Below are 301 nucleotides of genomic sequence, written 5' to 3'. Positions count from 1 at the left end.
TAAAGATTTACTTAAAGTCAGATTGAAAGGCGATGAATAAAATAACTTTCACCATAAGTCGCAACTACCTCCCATGGAAAGAATACGGCTTGCACTTGTCTAACAACTCATTGATTGCTTTCATCACCTCATCGAGGTATAAAACCTCACCACGGAAAACCAGCGTGTTATCAAGCTGATTGTACCCTCGATGAGTATTGTAAGCTCCCCATCCGCGCATTGAAGGGTTCATAGACAAGTCAGTGTATACGGCACTAGGCGAGTCTTCAAACCATTTTTCTATCCGCTCATCGTAGTGCTC

At 42.5% G+C, this 301-nt stretch carries 1 protein-coding gene; it reads right to left on the bottom strand.

Annotated elements, in window-relative coordinates:
- Positions 1-64 precede the first annotated feature (64 nt).
- Positions 65-301: hypothetical protein (locus FRY97_RS22785; protein ID WP_170254908.1), on the bottom strand; the 237-nt coding region annotated here is incomplete at its 5' end.

The sequence above is a fragment of the Phaeodactylibacter luteus genome (assembly GCF_007993045.1).
Taxonomy (GTDB): Bacteria; Bacteroidota; Bacteroidia; order Chitinophagales; family Saprospiraceae; genus Phaeodactylibacter; species Phaeodactylibacter luteus.
This window is presented reverse-complemented; position numbering and strand designations above follow the sequence as displayed.